Origin of the sequence: Streptomyces chumphonensis (genome assembly GCF_014779715.1) — a bacterium.
Taxonomy (GTDB): Bacteria; Actinomycetota; Actinomycetes; order Streptomycetales; family Streptomycetaceae; genus Streptomyces; species Streptomyces chumphonensis.
In genome coordinates this window covers 1-18,990 of sequence record NZ_JACXYU010000007.1, presented here as the reverse complement: position 1 = coordinate 18,990, position 18,990 = coordinate 1, and the positions used below count along the sequence as shown (strand labels likewise).

Annotated in this window: 4 protein-coding genes and 1 pseudogene; all 5 read right to left on the bottom strand. The window is 74.8% G+C overall.

The window, feature by feature from the left end; genetic code table 11:
* Window positions 1-61 precede the first annotated feature (61 nt).
* A complete protein-coding gene (locus IF129_RS14815; protein ID WP_191210127.1) occupies window positions 62-1,276 on the bottom strand; it encodes an aminotransferase class I/II-fold pyridoxal phosphate-dependent enzyme in 1,215 nt (404 codons plus the stop codon).
* 64 nt (window positions 1,277-1,340) lie between these two features.
* Window positions 1,341-1,919, bottom strand: coding sequence for a DUF2867 domain-containing protein (locus IF129_RS14810; protein WP_191210126.1), 579 nt, complete (start codon window positions 1,917-1,919; stop codon window positions 1,341-1,343).
* A 31-nt stretch (window positions 1,920-1,950) separates the two neighbouring features.
* Window positions 1,951-3,357, bottom strand: a complete 1,407-nt coding sequence (locus IF129_RS14805) for a cytochrome P450 (RefSeq protein WP_191210125.1) — start codon at window positions 3,355-3,357, stop codon at window positions 1,951-1,953.
* 254 nt (window positions 3,358-3,611) lie between these two features.
* A pseudogene (locus IF129_RS14800) lies at window positions 3,612-9,692 on the bottom strand (type I polyketide synthase); the annotation flags it as partial.
* 145 nt (window positions 9,693-9,837) lie between these two features.
* Window positions 9,838-18,888 carry an SDR family NAD(P)-dependent oxidoreductase gene (locus tag IF129_RS26760; protein ID WP_318153750.1) on the bottom strand — a complete coding sequence of 3,017 codons (9,051 nt, stop codon included), beginning with the start codon at window positions 18,886-18,888 and terminating at the stop codon, window positions 9,838-9,840.
* Window positions 18,889-18,990 lie beyond the last annotated feature (102 nt).

Here is an 18,990-nt window from a genome sequence, read left to right as displayed (position 1 = left end):
GCGCGGTGCCCGGCGGGGCGCGCCCGGGGACGGGGCGCGGGGGACGGTCGGCGGACGACGGTCAGAAGAGGCCCTGCGCCCGCAGCTTCGTGGCCACCTCGACCAGGTGGTCCATCTGCTCCTCGGTGTGCGCCGCGTTGACGATGATGCGCAGCACCGCCTGGCCGCGCCGCGCGGCGGGGTACAGGTAGGGCGGGACCCGGATGCCGTGCTCCAGGAAGGCCCCGTAGACCTCGACGCACTTGCGCTCGTCGCCGATGATGACGGAGCTGAAGCAGGTCTCGGTCTCGGTGATCGGCAGCTCGGCGTCGAGCAGCTTCATCCGGAAGTTCGCCACCTTCTCCAGGTAGTCGTCGACGATCTGCGGCTCCTTCTCGGAGAGCAGCCGGGTGATGTAGGCGGTGCCGGCCGCCGCCGGGGCGGACATGCCGGCGGTGAAGGAGCCGGTGCCGGAGAGGAGTTCGAACGCCTGGATGGCGTCACGGGGCCCGGCGACCAGACCGCCTTCGAGTCCGACGGCCTTCTTCATCGAGACCATGACGAAGTCGGCCTGCCGCAGGCCCTCGTACTCCCGGGCGAACTTGCGGTGCTCCGGGCCGTAGACGAGGAAGCCGTTGGCGTCGTCGACGAACGACAGGGCGCCGTACCGCCGGCACACCTCGACCATCTCGTGGAGCGGGGCGACGGTGCCGTCGATGGAGAACACGGACTCCAGGACCACGACGACGCGCTTGCCCTGCTGCTCCTTGAGGACCTCCTCCAGGCTCTCCACGTCGTTGTGGCGGAAGGAGAAGAGGCGTTCGCCGAACTTGAGGCCCTCGGCCGCCTTCCACAGGGACCAGTGCGCGTCCCGGTCGTAGACGAAGACGGTGTCCCGGTTGACCATCGCCAGGCCCGGCATGAACGACTGGGTGTTGGCCAGGGCGTTGATGAAGCCGATGTTCGCGACGGTGCCCGTCGCGAAGCTGATGGCGGCCTCCTTGCCCAGGTAGGCGGCGACCGTCTCCTCCATGTCGAGGTGCGGCGGCGTGACGCCCTGCACGATGCGCGAGCCGCCGCTGCCCAGGCCGTACTGCCGGGTGGCGTCGACGAGGACGTCCATGACGTCCTCGCGGCGCTGGAGGTCGAGGAAGTTGACCGAGGCGAAGTTCGTCATCAGCTCGTCGGTGCCGTGCTGCGCGCCCGGAAGGATGCCGGACACCGGCGGGCCGCTGATACCGAGCGCCCGGATGCCTTCGGCGAACTTGGTGAAGTTCCAGCCGGCCAGGGAAGTCATCGTTGGTAAACCTCGTGCATTCTCGTTGCTGGTTCGTCGTGCTGGTGGGTGGGGCGGGCGGTGCTCAGCGGTACTTGGGCCAGTTGCGCCCGATCGAGCGGATGAGCTGCGGGTAGACCACGGTCCGACGGATGGGCTTGATGCCGGTCATGTAGACCTTTCCGAAGGCGCCGTTGGGCTTGACGAGGGCCGCCATCTGGCCGTGGTAACCGCCGTCCCCGTCCTGGACCCACCCGATGTGCAGGAGCGCGTGCACCGTGCGGTTGGCGAGCTCGGCGGTCCACTCCCGGTCGGTCTGGTAGACCGAGGAGAAGGGGACGACCTTCAGGTCGGGGCCGCGCGGGCCGGCGCGGAGGTCCTCCGGCAACCGGTCCCGCAGCGAGCCCACCCGGCTGCCCACGCCCGTCTCCCGCCGGTCCCAGCCGAACAGCTTCCCGAGCCGCCAGCGGATCGCGAAGAGGGTGCGCACGGCGACGTCGGAGATCTCGTCGTCATCGTCCGACGTGAACTGCCGCACCAGCCGGTCGAGGTCGTCCGGGCCGCCCGGGGTGGGCAGCGCCCACACGTCCTCCAGCTCGAAGTCGCCGGTGAACTCGTGGATGCGCCAGGGCTGTTCGGTGTGGGCGCTGCTGGGGAGCCGCATGTGGGGGCCTTTCTCCTCGTCTGTCGCCGGATCAGCCGGCCGGGTGCCCGGCCAGGTCGGCACGGTCGGCGCGGTCCGCGCGGGGCCGCAGCGCCAGCCGGGTGCCCTGGCGCGTCGTCATGGTGACGGTGCGGCTGCGCGGCCCCTCCGGCTTCATGTCCTCGCGGTGCAGTGCGCAGGTGGACAGCACCTCGCGCAGGACGGCCTTCATCTCCAGGATCGCGATCCGGTCGCCCAGGCACCGGGTGTGGCCGCCGCCGAACGGGATCCAGGTGTGCGCGCTGGGCTTGACGCCCTCCCAGCGCTCGGGCCGGAACCGGTCGGGCTCCGGGTAGATCTCCGGGTCGTGGTGGACCAGGTAGCCGCTCGCCCACAGGTGGGCGCCCGGCTCGTAGCGCACGCCGCCGATCTCGATGGGCTTCATCACCTCGCGGGGGATGATCTGCGGGGTCGGCGGGTACATGCGCAGCACCTCGTGGACCGTCCCGGTCAGATAGGTGTCGCTCTGACCCGCGTCGATCTCCGCCACCAGCTTCTCCAGCGCGGCCGGTTCCCGGCTCAGGCACTCCAGGGCCCAGCAGATCGCGGCCGAGGTGGTCTCGGTGCCGGCGAGGAACATGGTCATGATCTCGTCGCGCAGCTCGACCGCGCTGAGCGGGGAGCCGTCCTCACGGGTGATCCCGAGCATCACGGAGAGCATGTCGTCACCGAACTCGCCGGAGTCCATGCGCTCGCGCACGGCCTGGGCGATCAGCGCGTCCGCGCGGGCCCGGTTCTTGAAGAAGCGGTCGAGCCCCAGGGGCCGGACGGCCCGCAGCACCTTCACCGCGAACGGCGACATCGTGTGCGTCTCGATCATGGACGAGATGCGGCGGTTGAGACTCAGCATGTCCCAGACCACCTCGAACAGCTCGTCCCAGCAGGACGGCACGGCCTTGCCGAAGACGACCTCGCGGATCACCTGGATGGTGAACCGGTGGATGTACGGGTACAGCGCGACGACCTCGCCGCGCGGCCAGGTGGCCACGATGCGCTCGGCCATCTCGCCGACCGACGCCTCGATGCGCTTGTGCGCGTCGCCCTTGATGCTGGGCAGGATCTGCTTGCGCCGCGCCTTGTGCTCCTCCTCGTCCAGCCAGGCCAGTCCCGTCTGCCCGATGAACTTCTCCAGCGCCGCGCTGCCGTTCCCGGTGTGCAGGACGGTGCGCGGGGCGAGGAACATCGCCTTCACCTCGTCCGGGTCGGAGATCACGTAGATCGTGCTGCCCTTGGGCATGATCTTCAGCTCGAAGCGCTTGCCGTACCGCTCGCGGCACGTGCGCATGAACGACGCGGGGTCGCGGAAGAGCTTCAGCCCCTGGTAGAGCATCGGGGAACGCGGCCCCGGCAGGGAGGTGGCGGGGACGGCCTCCCGCGCGGGTGTGTTGACAGTGCTCATGGCTTCTCTCATCCCTTTCGTGGCTCGGACTACCGCTGGGTGTGGGCGGCTGCCAGGTCGCGGAGCCTGTCGAGCAGACCCGCCTCGCGCAGCTCGTCGATCGGGATGGCCGTCAGCAGCGCGCGGATCTCGGCGTCCTCCGGCGTCTCGGCAGGCGTCTGCGGCGTGTGCGGCGCCTGCGGTGCCGCTTCCGGCGCCTGCGCGACCTCCTCCGCCCCGGCGAGCGACAGCAGCTGCCCGGTGATGGCCAGGGCCGACGGGTGGTCGAACACGAGGGTGGGTTCCATCGGCATGCCGGTGACCCGGCTGAGCCGGTTGCTCAGCTCGACGGCGCTCAGGGAGTCGAAGCCGTACTCCTGCAACGGGCGCTCCGGCTCGACGGCCTCTGCCGCGTCGTGCCCGAGGACGGCGGCGACCTGCGTCCGCACCAGGTCGAGGACCAGCGTCTCCCGGTCGGCCTCGGCCACGCCCGCGAGCCGAACGGCCAGGGACTCCCCGGCCTCCGGCCCCTGCGCGGGGGCCCGCACGAGACCGCGCAGCAGCGGCGGCAGCATCCCGGCCGCCGCCTGACCGCGCAGCGCGGGCGGGTCCAGCTTCACCGGCGCGAGCAGCGGCAGGTCCAGGGCGAGCGCCTGGTCGAAGAGGTCCAGTCCGAGTTCGGCGGAGAGCGGACGGACGCCCATCCGCTGGAGCCGCGCGAGGTCGGTCTCGTCGAGCTGCCCGGCCATCCCGGCCTCGCTCGCCCACAGGCCCCAGGCCAGCGAGACGGCCGGGAGGCCCTGCGCGTGCCGCAGTGCGGCGAGGGCGTCGAGGGAGGCGTTGGCGGCGGCGTAGTTGGCCTGTCCGGGGCTGCCGATGAGGGAGGCCACGGAGGAGAACAGCACGAACGCCGACAGGTCCATGGCGGAGGTCAGCTCGTGCAGGTGCCACGCCGCGTCCGCCTTGGGCGCCATCACCCGGTTCACCTGGTCCGGCGTCATCGACTCGACCACGCCGTCGTCGAGCAGGCCGGCCGCGTGGACGACGGCGTCGAGCGGCTCCTCCAGCGATCCGAGGAGGTCCGCCAGCCGGTCCCGGTCGGAGACGTCACAGGCCGCGATCCGCACCGAGGCGCCGAGCGCCTCCAGTTCGGCGGTCAGCTCCGGCGCGCCGTCGGCCGCCGGGCCGCGGCGGCTGACCAGCAGCAGCTTCTCGACGCCGTGCCGCCCGGCCAGGTGCCGGGCCACCTCGGCGCCCAGACCGCCGGTACCGCCGGTGACGAGGACGTGCCCCTTCAGGTCCGGCGCCGCCGGAACCGTCAGCACCACCTTGCCGATGTTGCGGCCCTCGCGCAGGAAGCGGAACGCGTCCTGGCTCTGCCGCACGTCCCACGCGCGGACCGGCGAGAGCTTCAGCACCCCGTGGTCGAACAGGCCGACCAGTTCGCGCAGCATCTCCTGGAGCCGGTCCGGGCCCGACTCCATCAGGTCGAAGGACCGGTAGCGCACGTCCGGGTGGTCGCCCGCCACGGTCTCCGGGTCGCGGATGTCGGCCTTGCCCATCTCGACGAACCGGCCGCCGCGCGGCAGCAGGTCCAGGGAGGCGTCGACGAACTCACCGGCGAGCGAGTTGAGGACGACGTCCATGCCGGCGCCGTCGGTGGCCTCCAGGAACGCCTCCCGGTAGCCGAGGTCGCGCGAGGAGGAGATCCGCTCCTCCGGGACGCCCAGGCCCTGCACCGCGTGCCACTTCGGCCGGCTCGCGGTCGCGAAGACCTCCGCCCCCAGGTGGCGGGCGATCTGCACGGCCGCCATGCCGACGCCGCCGGCGGCGGCGTGGACGAGCACCCGCTCGCCCGCCTTCAGCCCGGCGAGGTGGACGAGCCCGTAGTAGGCGGTCAGGTACACCACCGGCACGGAGGCCGCCTCGGTGAACGACCACTCCTCGGGCATCGGGGCCACCATCCGGCGGTCCACCACCGCGAAGGGGCCGAACGAGTCGCCGACCAGGCCGAACACGCGGTCCCCCGGCGCCAGGTCGGTGACCTCGGCGCCCGTCTCCAGGACGATGCCGGCGGCCTCGGTGCCCATCTCCGCCTCACCGGGGTACATGCCGAGCGCGATCAGCACGTCGCGGAAGTTCAGCCCCGCCGCGCGGACCGCGATCCGCACCTCGCCCGGGGCGAGCGGGCGGCCGGCGTCCGACGGCAGGATCGCGAGGTCGTCCAGCGAGCCCTTGCGTCCGACCGACAGCTTCCACGGGCCCTCGGGGAGCGCGCCGGCCCGGCCGAGGCGCGGGGCCAGGAACCGCCCGTCGCGCACGACGACCTGCGGCTCGTCGAGGGCGCTCAGCGCGCCCCAGTCCGGCTCCTCGTCGCCGTCCAGGTCCACGAGCAGGAAGCGCCCGGGGTGCTCGGACTGGGCGCTGTGCACCAGACCCCAGACCGCCGCCTGCGCGACGTCCGGCGTCTCGTCGCCGACGGCGACCGCGCCGCGCGTCACGACGACCAGGCGGGCGTCCACGAGCCATTCGCTGACCAGCCACTGCTGCACCAGCTCCAGCGCCGCCGCCGCGGCGCCGCGCGCCGCCGCGTCCACGTCGCCGACCGGCGTCGCGACCGAGGCGAGCGCGAGGTCGGGCGCCTTGGCGCTCATGGCGATCTCGTCCTCGAGCGCGTAGACGTTCGCGAACCGCTCGCCCGACATCGGCAGGTCGCCGAGGACAGCGAGCCGGACCTCCCGCTGCTCGGTGGCCGGGACGGTGGCCCACTCCACCTGGTACAGCGAGCGCTGGGCACCGCCGCGCCCGCCGCCGAGCTGCGCCGGATCCACGGGGCGGACGGCCAGCTTGGCCACGCTCACCACGGGCTCGCCGGTCTCGGAGGTGACGGTGACGCTCACCGCCGACTCACCGGCCGGGGCGATCCGCACCCGGCCGCGCGTCGCGCCGCTCCGCCCGAGCCGGACGCCCGACCAGGAGAAGGGCAGGCCCACCGGGTCGCCGGGGCGCACGTCCAGCATGCCGCCGTGCAGGGTGGCGTCGAACAGTGCGGGGTGGATGCCGAAGCCGGTGCCCGACGCGTCGTCGGCGAGCGCCACCTCGGCGTAGAACTCCTCGCCCGCACGCCACACCGCGCGGACGTTCCGGAAGGTGGGCCCGTAGTCGAAGCCGATGTCGGTGAGCAGCGCGTACAGCGCGTCGGCGGACACGGCCTCGGCGGCCGGGGGCCACTGACCCGGCGCGGCGGGCGCGTCGGGCCCGTCGGGGGCGAGGTGTCCACGGGCGTGACAGGTCACCTCCGGTGCCTCGTCGTCGCTGCCGAACTCGGGCCGCGAGTACACGGCGACCTCACGGCGTCCCTCCGCACCGGCCGGGCCGACGGCGACCCGCACCAGCCGCGGCACGCCCTCCGCGAAGGCCATCGGGGCCTCCAGGACGAGGTCGGCCAGGACCGGGCAGTCGACCTCGCGGCCGGCGGCCATGGCCAGCTCGACGAGGCCCGTGCCGGGGATGATCGTCGTGCCGAGCACGACGTGGTCGCGCGTCCAGGGGTGGGTGTCGGTTCCGACGCGGCCGGTGAACAGCCACTCGTCCCGGTCACCCACCTGCGCCCCGCCGGCCAGGATCGCGTGCTCGACCGCGCCCAGGCCGGCCGCCGCCGCGTCACCGGAGCCACCGCCGGACTGCCAGTACCGCTCGGCCCGGAAGGCGTAGGTCGGCAGGTCGACGCGCCGGGCGTCGGTCCCCGCGTAGAAGGCGGACCAGTCGACGGGCACCCCGGCGACGTGGGCCGCGCCCAGGAACCCGGCGAAGGTCTGCGCCTCGGAGTGCTCGGCCCGCAGCGCGGAGGCGAACACGGCGTCGGAGTCGCCGCCGACGCACAGCCGCGCCATCGCCGTCAGGACGGCGTCGGGGCCGAGCTCCAGGAAGCGGCGGACGCCCAGGTCGTGCAGGGTCCGCACGCCGTCGGCGAACCGGACGGCCTGCCGCACGTGCGTCACCCAGTAGTCGGCGTCGGACATCTCCGAGGACACCGGCTTCCCGGACACGTTGGAGACGATCGGGATGCGCGGCTCGGCGAACCGCAGCCCCTCGGCGACCGCGCGGAACTCCGCGAGCATGGGCTCCATGCGCGGCGAGTGGAACGCGTGCGACACCCGCAGCCGCGTCGTCCGGCGCCCGTCCCAGCGCGGCAGCCACTCCTCGACGGCGTCCGCGTCGCCGGAGACCACGACGGCCCGGGGGCCGTTCACGGCCGCCAGGTCGAGCCGGCCCTCGAAGCCGGCCAGGGACTCGGCGACCTCGGCCTCCTCGGCCTGGACGGCCACCATCGCCCCACCGGCGGGCAGCGCGCCCATCAGCCGGCCGCGCGCGACCACCAGGGCGCAGGCGTCCTTCAGCGACAGCACGTCCGCGACATGGGCGGCGACGATCTCGCCCACCGAGTGGCCGATGAGGTAGTCCGGGCGGATGCCGGACGACTCCGCCAGCCGGTACAGCGCGACCTCGACGGCGAACAGGCACACCTGGGTGAACGCGGTCGAGTCCAGCAGCGCCGCCTCGTCCGAGCCCTCCTCGGCGGCCAGCAGCTCCCGCACCGACCGGCCGAGCAGCGGGTCCAGCTCGGCGCAGACCTCGTCCAGCGCCTCGGCGAACCGGGGGTGCCGCTCGGCGAGTTCGGCGCCCATCCGGGCCCGCTGGGAGCCCTGGCCGGTGAAGAGCACGGCCGTGGTGTCGCCGACCGGGCGGCCCTCGGCCCCCGCGGTGACGGGCTCGCCCGCCGCCAGGGAGGCCAGGCCCGTCAGCAGCTCCTCGCGGGTGGACGCCACCACGGCCGCGCGGTTCTCCAGGTGCGCCCGCGCGGTGGCGGTGGTGAGGCCCACGTCGGCCGGGCTCGTCTCGGGCCGCTCGGCGAGGTGGGCGCGCAGCCGCTCCGCCTGGGCGCGCAGCCCGGCCTCGCCCCGGCCGGACACCAGCACCGGCACCGGACCGGCCGGTCGGCCCGTCCCGGTCTCGGCCCGGTCCTCGGCGGGGGCCTCCTCCAGGATCACGTGCGCGTTGGTGCCGCTGACCCCGAACGACGACACGCCCGCGCGGCGCGGACGCTGCGCTGCGGGCCACTCCCGCGCCTGGGTCAGCAGCTCGACGGCGCCGGACTCCCAGTCGATGTGCGGGGAGGGCTCGTCCACGTGCAGGGTGCGCGGCAGCGTCTCGTGCCGCATGGCCTGCACCATCTTGATCACCCCGGCGACACCGGCGGCGGCGGAGCTGTGGCCGATGTTCGACTTGATCGAGCCCAGGTACAGCGGCGCGTCCTCCCGCTCGCGGCCGTAGGTGGCCAGCAGCGCCCGCGCCTCGATCGGGTCGCCCAGCGTCGTGCCCGTACCGTGCCCCTCGACCGTGTCCACCTCGGCGGGGGCGAGACCCGCGTTGGCCAGCGCCGCACGGATGACCCGCTCCTGCGCGGGGCCGTTCGGCGCGGTCAGGCCATTGCTCGCACCGTCCTGGTTGACCGCACTGCCGCGGATCACCGCCAGCACGCGGTGGCCCTTGCGGCGGGCCTCGGAGAGCCGCTCCACCACGAGCAGCCCGGCGCCGTCGGAGAACCCGGTCCCGTCGGCCGTCGCCGCGTAGGACTTGCAGCGCCCGTCCGGGGCCAGGCCCCGCTGCCGGCTGAACTCCTGGAACAGGAACGGGCCCGCGAGGACCGTGACCCCGCCGACGAGAGCCATCGAGCACTCGCCCGAACGCAGCGCCTGCGCCGCCAGGTGCAGCGCGACCAGGGACGAGGAGCACGCCGTGTCCACCGACACCGCCGGCCCCTCCAGGCCCAGGCTGTAGGAGATGCGGCCGGAGACCACGCTCGTCGACTTGCCGGTGAGCCGGTAGCCCTCCAGCTCCGGCGACGCGTCACCGTAGTCCGAGGTGATCACACCGCAGAAGACGCCGGTGTCGCTGCCGCGCAGGGACGTCGGGTCGATGCCGGCGCTCTCCAGGCCCTCCCAGGCCGCCGTGAGCATGAGCCGCTGCTGCGGGTCCATCGCCAGGGCCTCGCGGGGGCTCACGCCGAAGAACTCGGCGTCGAACCCGGCCGCGTCGTCGACGAAGCCGCCGCCCCGGGTGGTCACCTTGCCGGGCTGCTCCGGGTCCGGGTCGTAGAGCCGCTCGGCGTCCCAGCCGCGGTCGCCGGGCATGTCCGAGACGGCGTCACGGCCCGAGGCCACCAGCTCCCACAGGTCCTCGGGGGAGCTCACCCCGCCGGGATAGCGGCAGCTCATCCCGACGATGGCCAGCGGCTCGGCGGCCTGGGCGCGGATGCGCTGGTTCTCCTGCCGCAGGCGCTCGGTTTCCTTGAGCGAGTCCCGGAGTGCCTCGACGAGCTCGTTCTGTCCGATGGTCATGAGTCGTTCACCTTCGTGTCGGGACGCCTCCGGGGCGTCACCTTCGGGTCGGGACGTTCGGGCTCGTTGCGCACGGGTGCGTGCTTCCGGTCGGAGGAGGTCATGCGGTGTCGCCCCGGGCCATGCGGACGAGGTCCGCCGCGTCCATGTCGTCGATCGACACGGTGGCGGCTCCGTCGGCCGGAGCACCGGCGTCGGGAGCGTCGTCGGCCAGGGAGCGCAGGGTGTCGAGCAGTCCGGCCTGACGCAGCCGGGCGACGGGGATCGAGGCCAGCAGGGCGCGGACGGCGTCGTCCTCCGAGGGGGAGGCCCCCGCCCCCGCCTCCGGCGCCACGACCGAGACGAGATGGTCGGCGATCGCGGCCGGGGTCGGGTGGTCGAACACCAGGGTGGCGGGCAGACGGACGCCGGTGGCCTGGGCCAGCCCGTTGCGCAGCTCGACCGCGCTGAGCGAGTCGAACCCGAGCTCCTTGAACGCCCGGCCGGGTTCGACGGCGTCCGCCGACGCGTGGCCGAGGACGGCGGCGACCTGGGCCCGCACGACGTCGAGCACCACGCGCGCCCGGTTCGCCTCGGGAACCCCGGCGAGCCGCTGCGCCAGCGAGCCGCCGCCGGGCCGGCTGACCGGCACGAGGCCGCGCATCAGCGCGGGCAGCATGCCGCCGCGCGCCTGGGCCCGCAGCGTGGGCAGGTCCAACCGCACCGGGGCGAGGAGCGCGGCCCCGGACGTCAGGGCCCGGTCGAACAGGGCGAGGCCGAGCTCCGTGGAGATCGCGCCGACGCCCATGCGGGCCAGCCGGGCCAGCGCGGCCTCGTCCATGTCCCCGGTCATGCCGGTGGAGTCGGCCCACAGACCCCAGGCGAGCGAGGTCGCGGGCAGGCCCCGGGCCCGCCGGGCGGCGGCGAGCGCGTCGAGTGCGGCGTTGGCCGCCGCGTAGTTCGCCTGGCCCGGACTGCCGATCAGCGCCGCCGCCGAGGAGAACAGCACGAACGCCGACAGGTTCGTCCCGGCCGTCAGTTCGTGCAGGTGGAGGGCGGCGTCCACCTTCGGCCGCATCACGCGCTCGACCTGCTCGGGGGTGAGCTGGTCGACCACCGCGTCGTCGAGCACGCCGGCCGTGTGGACGACCATCGTCAGCGGCCGGTCCAGCGAGGCCAGCAGCTTGGCGACCTCGTCCCGGTCCGACACGTCGCAGGCGAGCACCCGGGCGTCGCAGCCCGCCGCGCCCAGCTCGGCGACGAGGTCGGCGGCGCCCTCGGCCGCCGGACCGCGGCGGCTCACCAGGAGCAGCCGCCGGGCCCCGTGCGCCGTCGCCAGGTGCCGGGCGGCCAACGCGCCGAGGCCACCGGTGCCACCGGTGATCAGCACCGTGCCGTCGGGGTCGAAGGACGGCTCGGTGCCCCGGTCCGCCGCGCGCACCAGCCGGGGCGCGAGCACCCGGCCGCCGCGCACTGCGAGACGGGGCTCGTCCAGTCCGGCCAGCGACGTCCACACCGGCTCGGCCACCGGCTCCGCCGCGTCGACGTCCACGAGCGTCAACCGGCCCGGGTACTCGGCCTGCGCGCTGTGCACCAGGCCCCAGACCGCGCCCTGGGCGACCTCGGCCGGCTCACCGTCCACGGCCGCCGCGTTGCGGGTGGCCACGACGAGGCGCGCCGCGCGCAGCGGCTCGCTCGCGAGCCACCGCCGCACCAGCTCCAGCGCGGCGACCGCGCTCGCGCGCGCCGCGTCGGCGGTCGCGTCACCCGGGGCGGCGCCGTCGACCGTGGCGAGCACGAGGTCCGGGGCCGCGGCTCCGTCGACGAGCGCCCGCTCCAGGGCGGCGAGGTCGGCGAACCGCTCGCCGGGCGCCGTCAGCTCCCCGAGGACGGCGATCCGCACGTCCCGCGACGCCGCCGAGGCCGCCGGGGAGACCGGCGTCCACTCGACGCCGAAGAGCGACTGGGCCGCGTCCCGCTGGGCGTTCGCCAACTGGCCGGCCTCGACCGGGCGCATGACCAGCCGCTCCATGGTCAGCACCGGCTCGCCCCGCTCCCCGGTGATGTCGACGCGGAACGCCGACTCACCGGCCGGGGTGATGCGGGCCCGCACCCGGGAGCGTCCGGTCTCGCCCACGCGCACCCCGGTCCAGGAGAACGGCAGTACGGCCGCGACGTCCGCTCCCTGCTCCAGCAGCGAGCCGTGCATCGCGGCGTCGAACAGGGCGGGATGGACGCCCCACCCCTCGCCGCCGGTGTCCTCCGGCAGCGCCACCTCGGCGTAGACGGTGCCGTCGGCCGGGTCCCCGGCCCGCCACACCGCGCGCACGCCGTGGAACATCGGGCCGTAGGCGTAGCCGAGATCGGCCATCCCGTCGTACAGGTCCTCCACCGAGGCGGGGCGCGCGTCCTGCGGCGGCCACACCGTCTGCCACTGCGGCTGCGACTGCGGGGCGGGCCCGACGTCCGGCGCCAGCCGTCCGCGTCCGTGGCAGACCGTCTCGGGCCGCTCGTCGTCCGAGCCGCGCTCCGGGCGGGAGTACAGCGCCACCTCACGGCGGCCGTCCTCCCCGGCGGGACCGACGGTGACCTGGAGCTGCCGGGACACCGACGGGTCGAGCAGCAGCGGCGCCTCCAGCACCAGTTCGTCCAGCACCGGCGTCTCCACGTGCCGCCCGGCGGCCAGGGCCAGTTCGACCAGGGCCGTACCGGGGACGATCGTGGCGCCGAGGACGACGTGGTCCCGCGTCCAGGGCTGGGTGTCGGTGGAGAGGCGGCCGGTGAACATCCACTCGTCCCGGTCGCCGACCCGCACCGCGCCGACGAGCATCGGGTGGTCGACGGTCCCGAGCCCGGACGCGGTCGCGTCCCCGGCCCCGGGGCCGCCGGAGGGGGCGAGCCAGTAGGGGCGGCGCTGGAAGGCGTAGGTCGGCAGCTCGACGCGCCGGGCGCCCGGGAGGCAGGCGTGCCAGTCCACCGGCACCCCGGCGGCGTGCGCGCGGCCCAGGAAGCCGGCGAACGTCTCCGCCTCGGAGTGCTTGGCCCGCAGGGCGGGGAGGAGGACCGTCTCGGCTTCCTCGGCTTCCTCGGTGTTCCGGGTGTGCCCGGTGTGTTCGGCCCCCTCGGTGTGCTCGGTGCTCTCGGCGTCCAGGCACTGGCGGGCCATCGCGGTGAGCACCGCGTCCGGCCCCAGCTCCAGGAACCTGCGGACGCCCAGCCCGTGCAGCGTCCGCACACCGTCGTGGAACCGCACGGCCTGCCGCACGTGCCGCACCCAGTAGTCGGCGTCGACGGCGGACACCGGCTCACCGGTCACGTTGGAGACGACCGGAATCTTGGGCTCCGCGTATCGCAGCCCCTCGGCCACCGCGCGGAACTCCGCGAGCATCGGCTCCATGTGCGGGGAGTGGAAGGCGTGCGACACCCGCAGCCGCGAGGTCCTGCGGTCCCGCCAGGCCGGGAGCCACTCCTGCGCGGCGTCCTCGTCCCCCGAGACGACCACGGCGCGCGGCCCGTTGACGGCCGCGATCTCCAGGCGGCCCTCGAACCCGGCCAGCGATTCCGCGACCTCCGCCTCCGTGGCCTCCACCGCGACCATCGCCCCGCCGGTGGGCAGGGCGCCCATCAGCCGGCCCCGGGCGACGACCAGGGCGCACGCGTCGGGCAGCGACAGCACGCCCGCCGCGTGGGCGGCGGCCAGCTCACCGACCGAGTGGCCGATCAGGTAGTCCGGACGCACCCCGAGCGACTCCAGCAGCCGGAACATCGCGACCTCGACGGCGAACAGCGCCACCTGCGTGAACTCCGTGGCGTCCAGCGCCCCGTCGCTCTCGGCCAGCAGTTCCCGCACCGACCGGCCGACCAGCGGGTCCAGCTCGGCGCACACGGCGTCCAGCGCCCGGTCGAACGCCGGGAAGACGGCCGCCAACTCCAGCCCCATGCCCGGCCGCTGCGACCCCTGCCCGGTGAACAGGAAGGCCGTCCGGCCACCGACCGGGGAGACGCCGGAGCTCACCCCCGCCAGGGCGGCCAGCAGTTCCTCCCGCTCCCGGGCCACCACCACGGCCCGGCGCTCCAGCAGGGCCCGCGTCGTCACCGCCGTGAACGCCACATCCGGGACGGACAGTTCCGGCCGCGCGAGGAGATGCGCCCGCAGCCGCTCCGCCTGGGCGGACAGGGCCTCGTCGTTGCGGGCGGAGAGGACCACCGGCAGCGCACCGCTGGGCGCGCCCGTCACGTCCCGCCCGTCCTCGACGGAGACCGGCTCCTCGGCGGGCGCCTCCTCCAGGATCACGTGCGCGTTGGTGCCGCTGACCCCGAAGCTCGACACGGCGGCACGGCGCGGACGGCCGGTGGCACTCCACTCCCGCGCCTGGGTCAGCAGTTCGACGGCGCCGGGCCGCCAGTCGATGTGCGGGGAGGGCTCGTCCGCGTGCAGCGTCGCGGGGAGCGTCCCGTGCCGCATGGCCTGCACCATCTTGATCACCCCGGCGACACCGGCGGCGGCCGAGCTGTGGCCGATGTTCGACTTGATCGAGCCCAGGTACAGCGGCGCGTCCCCCCGTTCCCGGCCGTAGGTGGCCAGCAGCGCCTGGGCCTCGATCGGGTCGCCCAGCGTGGTGCCCGTGCCGTGCCCCTCGACCGTGTCCACCTCGTCCGGCCGCAGGTCGGCGTTGGCCAGTGCCGCGCGGATGACGCGCTCCTGCGCGGGGCCGTTCGGCGCCGTCAGGCCGTTGCTCGCACCGTCCTGGTTGATGGCACTGCCCCGGATCACGGCCAGCACCCGGTGGCCCCGGCGCCGCGCCTCGGAGAGCCGCTCCACGACGAGCAGGCCCAGCCCGTCCGAGAAGCCCGTCCCGTCGGCGGAGGCCCCGTAGGCCTTGCACCGACCGTCGGGGGCGAGACCGCGCTGCCGGCTGAAGTCGATCAGGAGGTTCGGCGCCGCCATGACGGACACCCCGCCGACGAGCGCCATCGAGCACTCGCCCGACCGCAGCGCCTGCGCCGCCAGATGCAGCGCGACCAGGGAAGAGGAGCACGCCGTGTCCACCGACACCGCCGGCCCCTCCAGGCCCAGGCTGTAGGCGACGCGGCCCGAGGCCACGCTGGTCGTCGTGCCCGTCAGGTGGTACCCGTCGGTCTCCGGGCGGACGGAGGCCCCGTAACCGGAGTTCACCGCACCGCAGAACACACCCGTGTCGGTGCCGCGCAGCGTCGTCGGGTCGATCCCCGCGTTCTCGAACGCCTCCCAGGACGCCTCCAGCAGCAGGCGCTGCTGCGGGTCCATGGCGAGCGCCTCACGCGGGCTGATCCCGAAGAAGTCCGCGTCGAACGCACCGACCCCGTCGACGAAACCTCCGGCGCGGGTGTACAGGGTGCCCGGCCGGTCCGGGTCCGGGTCGTAGAGCCGCTCCAGGTCCCAGCCGCGATCGGTGGGCAGCGGGCTCATCGCGTCGCGGCCCGAGGCCACCAGCTCCCACAGCTCGTCCGGCGAGGTCACGCCGCCGGGGTACCGGCAGCTCATGCCGACGACGGCCAGCGGCTCGTCGGCGTCCGTCCGGGTGGGACGGCTCCGCCGCGCCGGGCGCGTCTCCTCGACGCTCCCGCCGATCTCGGCCAGCAGCAGCCGGGCGACGGCCACCGGGTTCGGGTGGTCGAACACGAGCGTGGCGGGCAGCTTCAGTCCGGTGAGCCGGGAGAGGCGGTTGCGCAGCTCGACCGCGCTGAGCGAGTCGAACCCCAGCTCACGGAAGGCCCGTTCGGCGTCGATCGCCGCAGGGGAGGCGTGTCCGAGGACGGAGGCGATCTGTGCGAGCACCAGCTCCAGCACGACCTGCTCGCGGTCGGCCTCCGGAACGCCCGCGAGCCGCCGGCTCCACGAGCCGCCCCCGTCGGCGGCCCGCGCCGGAGCCCGTACCAGGCCGCGCAGCAGCGGCGGCAGCGTGCCCGCCCTCGCCTGGGCCCGCAGCACGGACGGGTCCAGGGTGACGGGCGCCAGCAGCGCGGCGTCCACCCGGAGGGACAGGTCGAACAGCTCCCGTCCCCGTTCGGCGGTGAGCGCGGTGACGCCCATCCGCTCCAGCCGGGCGAGTTCGGCCTGATCCAGCTCCCCGGTCATGCCGGTGGCGTCACCCCACAGCCCCCAGGCGAGCGCGGTGGCGGGCAGGCCCTCCGCACGGCGGGCCGAGGCGAGGGCGTCCAGGGCGGCGTTGGCCGCCGCGTAGTTCGCCTGGCCGGGGCTGCCGATCAGGGCGGCGACCGACGAGAACAGCACGAAGGCCGACAGATCGGCATCGGCGGTCAGTTCGTGCAGATGCAGGGCGGCGTCCACCTTCGGCCGCAGGACGCGGTCCACCTGCTCCGGGGTCAGCTGCTCGACCACACCGTCGTCGAGCACGCCCGCACTGTGGATCACCGCCGTGAGCGGCCGGTCCACCGAGGCCAGCAGCGCGCCCAGTTGCTCCCGGTCCGCGACGTCGCACGCCGCCGCCCGGACGCTCGCGCCCTCCGCCTCCAGCTCGGCGACGAGCGCGCCGACCCCGGGGGCGTCGGCCCCACGGCGGCTGACCAGCAGCAGGTGGCGGGCACCGTGCCGGGTCACCGCGTGCCGGGCGAACAGGGCGCCCAGGCCACTCGTACCACCGGTGATCAGCACGGTGCCGTGCGGGTCCAGCGGCGCCGGGACGGTGAGCACCACCTTGCCGACGTTGTGGCCCTCGCGCAGGAACCGGAAAGCCTCCTCGCCCCGGCGCACGTCCCAGGTCCGCACCGGCGCGTGGGTGAGCACACCGCGCTCGAACAGCGCGACGATCTCGGCCAGCATCTCCCGGAGGCGGTCGATCCCGGCCGCCTCGAAGGTGTCGAACGACGTGTACCGCACGCCGTCGTGCTCCCGGGCCACGGTCCCCGCGTCCCGGAGGTCGGCCTTGCCCATCTCGACGAACCGACCGCCACGGGGCAGCAGATCCAGCCCCGCGTCGACGAACTCGCCCGCGAGCGCGTTCACCACGACGTCCACCCCGGAGCCGTCGGTGGCCGCCAGGAAAGCCTGCCGGAAGCCGAGATCGCGCGAGGAGGCGATCCGGTCGGCGGGCACGCCCAGCGCGCGCACGGCGTCCCACTTGGCCGGGCTCGCCGTCGCGAACACCTCGGCCCCGAGATGCCGCGCCAGTTGCACGGCGGCCGTCCCCACACCCCCGGCGGCGGCGTGCACGAGGACCTTCTCGCCCGGACGCACCACGGCGAGGTCCACGAGGGCGCAGTACGCCGTGAGGTGGGCGACGGGCACGGCGGCGGCCTGGGCGAACGTCCAGCCCGCCGGGATCGTGGTGATCAGCCGCCGATCCGCGACCGCGAGGGGCCCGAAGGACTCCAGCACGCAGCCGAACACGTGCTCACCCGGCGCCAGGTCCGTCACGTCGGAGCCGACCTCGACGACGACGCCCGCCGCCTCGCTGCCCAGCGGCACGTCGCCCGGGTACATCCCGAGCGCGATCAGCACGTCCCGGAAGTTCAGGCCCGCGGCACGGACCGCGATCCGCACCTCCCCCGCTTCGAGCGGCCGGGCGCCGTCGGACGGCACGACGGCCATGTCCTCCAGCGAGCCCTTCCGCCGGGTCGACAGCCGCCACGCGTCGTCGGACGGCACGGCCGGCAGCCGGGCCAGGCGCGGGGCCAGCACCCGGCCCTCCCGGACGGCGAGTTCGGACTCGTCCAGGTCGAGCAGCGCGCCCCAGTCGGGCGCCTCGCCGCCCCCGGCGGCCACACCGCCCACGTCCACGAGGACGAAGCGGCCCGGGTGCTCGGACTGCGCGCTGCGCACCAGCCCGCACACCGCCGCCTGGGCCGGGTCGGCCGACTCGGCCGCGCCCCCGGCCGCGACACCGCCACGGGTGACCACGACGAGCCGGGAACCGGCGAAGTGCTCGCCGGCCAGCCACCGTTGGACGAGCGCCAGCGCCTCGGCCGCCACCGCGCGCACGCCGGTTCCACCATCGCTGTCGCTGTCGCTGTCGAAGGTGGCGACGACCGCCTCGGGGGCGGCCTCTCCGGCCGCGAGGGCCTGTTCCAGGGCGTCGAGGTCCGGGTGGTCCGTTCCGAGCACGACGACGGCGGCCGGACGCGGCGTCGTCTCGACGGGGGTCCAGGCGAGCTGGAACAGCGCGTTCGCGTGGGCGCCCCGGGTCCCGTCGAGCTGCCCGGGGTCCACGGCCCGGAACACCAGCTGGTCCATGCTCATGACCGGCTCGCCCTGTTCGTCGACGACGTCGACGCGCAGGGTGGACTTCCCGGTGCCGGCCACCCGCACCCGGGCCGTGGTGGCCGGAGTCGAACCGATGCGGACTCCGGACCAGGAGAACGGCAGGACGACCGAGTCCCCCGACTCCTTCTCCAGCAGCCCGCCGTGCATGGCGGCGTCGAGGAGCCCGGGATGGACGGGGAAGCCCCCGCCGTCCGCACCGTCCGGGAGCGCGATCTCCGCGTACACCTCGTTGCGCGCACGCCACACCGACCGCACGCACTGGAACAGCGGGCCGTAGTCGTAGCCGAGATCGGCCATGCCCTCGTACAGCGTGTCCACCGAGGTCTGCTCCGCGTCCTGGGGCGGCCACACCTCCTGCCACGCGGCGCGCCGCACGGAGGCGGGCTCGGACTCCGGCGCCAGCCAGCCGCGCCCGTGGCACGTGGGCTCGGCCGGCCCGTCCTCCTCGGCCGTCTCCGCAGCGGAGAAGACGGCGACCTCGCGGCGGCCGTCCTCCCCGGCCGCCCCCACGGTCACCTGCACCCGCACCGTCGCGTCCTCGTCCAGCAGCAGCGGTGCCGCGAGCACCAGCTCGTCGAGGACGGCGCAGTCGAGGTGGCGTCCGGCGGTCACGACCATCTCGGCCAGGGCCACGCCCGGCACGACGACGCTGCCGAGGACCTCGTGGTCGCGGGTCCAGGGCTGCGTCTCCTGGGAGATGCGCCCGGTGTAGACCCACTCGTCGCGGTCGCCGACCGGCACGGCGGCGGCCAGCACCGGGTGCTCCACCCGGCGCTGCCCGGCGGCCGACGCGTCACCGGAACCCGTCGCCGAGCCCTGCCAGAACCGTTGACGCTGGAAGGCGTAGGTGGGAAGGGGGACGCGCTGGGCGCCGGTGTCGGCGTAGTAGGCCGCCCAGTCGACGGCCACCCCGGCCGTGTGGGCCTCGGACAGGGAGGTGACGAAGCGCCGCAGCCCGCCGTCGTCCCGCCGCAGGGAGCCGACGGTGGCCGCCCGGCCCTCGACCGTCTC

Excerpts from the sequence above, each read along its gene's own strand:
- IF129_RS14815 (WP_191210127.1), bottom strand. The coding sequence starts at position 1,276 with ATGACTTCCCTGGCCGGCTGGAACTTCACCAAGTTCGCCGAAGGCATC.
- IF129_RS14810 (WP_191210126.1), bottom strand. The coding sequence starts at position 1,919 with ATGCGGCTCCCCAGCAGCGCCCACACCGAACAGCCCTGGCGCATCCAC.
- IF129_RS14805 (WP_191210125.1), bottom strand. The coding sequence starts at position 3,357 with ATGAGCACTGTCAACACACCCGCGCGGGAGGCCGTCCCCGCCACCTCC.